Source organism: Escherichia sp. E4736 (assembly GCF_005781225.1).
GTDB lineage: Bacteria > Pseudomonadota > Gammaproteobacteria > Enterobacterales > Enterobacteriaceae > Escherichia.
The window spans coordinates 1-3,058 of sequence record NZ_VATT01000024.1 but is presented as its reverse complement, the minus strand read 5'-3'; the positions used below and the strand labels follow the sequence as shown (position 1 = coordinate 3,058).

The 3,058-nt window shown below is 52.6% G+C and carries 1 rRNA gene; it reads left to right on the top strand.

Features of this window, described 5'->3' with window-relative positions:
- Positions 1-122 precede the first annotated feature (122 nt).
- A 23S ribosomal RNA gene (locus FEK46_RS15865) occupies positions 123-3,025 on the top strand.
- Positions 3,026-3,058: the final 33 nt, after the last annotated feature.

Sequence of the window (3,058 nt, the reverse complement as noted above, 5' to 3'; positions counted from 1 at the left end):
TTTGCTCTTTAAAAATCTGGATCAAGCTGAAAATTGAAACACTGAACAACGAAAGTTGTTCGTGAGTCTCTCAAATTTTCGCAACACGATGATGAATCGCAAGAAACATCTTCGGGTTGTGAGGTTAAGCGACTAAGCGTACACGGTGGATGCCCTGGCAGTCAGAGGCGATGAAGGACGTGCTAATCTGCGATAAGCGTCGGTAAGGTGATATGAACCGTTATAACCGGCGATTTCCGAATGGGGAAACCCAGTGTGTTTCGACACACTATCATTAACTGAATCCATAGGTTAATGAGGCGAACCGGGGGAACTGAAACATCTAAGTACCCCGAGGAAAAGAAATCAACCGAGATTCCCCCAGTAGCGGCGAGCGAACGGGGAGCAGCCCAGAGCCTGAATCAGTGTGTGTGTTAGTGGAAGCGTCTGGAAAGGCGCGCGATACAGGGTGACAGCCCCGTACACAAAAATGCACATGCTGTGAGCTCGATGAGTAGGGCGGGACACGTGGTATCCTGTCTGAATATGGGGGGACCATCCTCCAAGGCTAAATACTCCTGACTGACCGATAGTGAACCAGTACCGTGAGGGAAAGGCGAAAAGAACCCCGGCGAGGGGAGTGAAAAAGAACCTGAAACCGTGTACGTACAAGCAGTGGGAGCCTCTTTTATGGGGTGACTGCGTACCTTTTGTATAATGGGTCAGCGACTTATATTCTGTAGCAAGGTTAACCGAATAGGGGAGCCGAAGGGAAACCGAGTCTTAACTGGGCGTTAAGTTGCAGGGTATAGACCCGAAACCCGGTGATCTAGCCATGGGCAGGTTGAAGGTTGGGTAACACTAACTGGAGGACCGAACCGACTAATGTTGAAAAATTAGCGGATGACTTGTGGCTGGGGGTGAAAGGCCAATCAAACCGGGAGATAGCTGGTTCTCCCCGAAAGCTATTTAGGTAGCGCCTCGTGAATTCATCTCCGGGGGTAGAGCACTGTTTCGGCAAGGGGGTCATCCCGACTTACCAACCCGATGCAAACTGCGAATACCGGAGAATGTTATCACGGGAGACACACGGCGGGTGCTAACGTCCGTCGTGAAGAGGGAAACAACCCAGACCGCCAGCTAAGGTCCCAAAGTCATGGTTAAGTGGGAAACGATGTGGGAAGGCCCAGACAGCCAGGATGTTGGCTTAGAAGCAGCCATCATTTAAAGAAAGCGTAATAGCTCACTGGTCGAGTCGGCCTGCGCGGAAGATGTAACGGGGCTAAACCATGCACCGAAGCTGCGGCAGCGACACTATGTGTTGTTGGGTAGGGGAGCGTTCTGTAAGCCTGTGAAGGTGTGCTGTGAGGCATGCTGGAGGTATCAGAAGTGCGAATGCTGACATAAGTAACGATAAAGCGGGTGAAAAGCCCGCTCGCCGGAAGACCAAGGGTTCCTGTCCAACGTTAATCGGGGCAGGGTGAGTCGACCCCTAAGGCGAGGCCGAAAGGCGTAGTCGATGGGAAACAGGTTAATATTCCTGTACTTGGTGTTACTGCGAAGGGGGGACGGAGAAGGCTATGTTGGCCGGGCGACGGTTGTCCCGGTTTAAGCGTGTAGGCTGGTTTTCCAGGCAAATCCGGAAAATCAAGGCTGAGGCGTGATGACGAGGCACTACGGTGCTGAAGCAACAAATGCCCTGCTTCCAGGAAAAGCCTCTAAGCATCAGGTAACATCAAATCGTACCCCAAACCGACACAGGTGGTCAGGTAGAGAATACCAAGGCGCTTGAGAGAACTCGGGTGAAGGAACTAGGCAAAATGGTGCCGTAACTTCGGGAGAAGGCACGCTGATATGTAGGTGAAGCGACTTGCTCGTGGAGCTGAAATCAGTCGAAGATACCAGCTGGCTGCAACTGTTTATTAAAAACACAGCACTGTGCAAACACGAAAGTGGACGTATACGGTGTGACGCCTGCCCGGTGCCGGAAGGTTAATTGATGGGGTCAGCGCAAGCGAAGCTCTTGATCGAAGCCCCGGTAAACGGCGGCCGTAACTATAACGGTCCTAAGGTAGCGAAATTCCTTGTCGGGTAAGTTCCGACCTGCACGAATGGCGTAATGATGGCCAGGCTGTCTCCACCCGAGACTCAGTGAAATTGAACTCGCTGTGAAGATGCAGTGTACCCGCGGCAAGACGGAAAGACCCCGTGAACCTTTACTATAGCTTGACACTGAACATTGAGCCTTGATGTGTAGGATAGGTGGGAGGCTTTGAAGTGTGGACGCCAGTCTGCATGGAGCCGACCTTGAAATACCACCCTTTAATGTTTGATGTTCTAACGTAGACCCCTAATCGGGGTTGCGGACAGTGTCTGGTGGGTAGTTTGACTGGGGCGGTCTCCTCCTAAAGAGTAACGGAGGAGCACGAAGGTTGGCTAATCCTGGTCGGACATCAGGAGGTTAGTGCAATGGCATAAGCCAGCTTGACTGCGAGCGTGACGGCGCGAGCAGGTGCGAAAGCAGGTCATAGTGATCCGGTGGTTCTGAATGGAAGGGCCATCGCTCAACGGATAAAAGGTACTCCGGGGATAACAGGCTGATACCGCCCAAGAGTTCATATCGACGGCGGTGTTTGGCACCTCGATGTCGGCTCATCACATCCTGGGGCTGAAGTAGGTCCCAAGGGTATGGCTGTTCGCCATTTAAAGTGGTACGCGAGCTGGGTTTAGAACGTCGTGAGACAGTTCGGTCCCTATCTGCCGTGGGCGCTGGAGAACTGAGGGGGGCTGCTCCTAGTACGAGAGGACCGGAGTGGACGCATCACTGGTGTTCGGGTTGTCATGCCAATGGCACTGCCCGGTAGCTAAATGCGGAAGAGATAAGTGCTGAAAGCATCTAAGCACGAAACTTGCCCCGAGATGAGTTCTCCCTGACTCCCTGAGAGTCCTGAAGGAACGTTGAAGACGACGACGTTGATAGGCCGGGTGTGTAAGCGCAGCGATGCGTTGAGCTAACCGGTACTAATGAACCGTGAGGCTTAACCTTACAACGCCGAAGATGTTTTGGCGGATTGAGAGA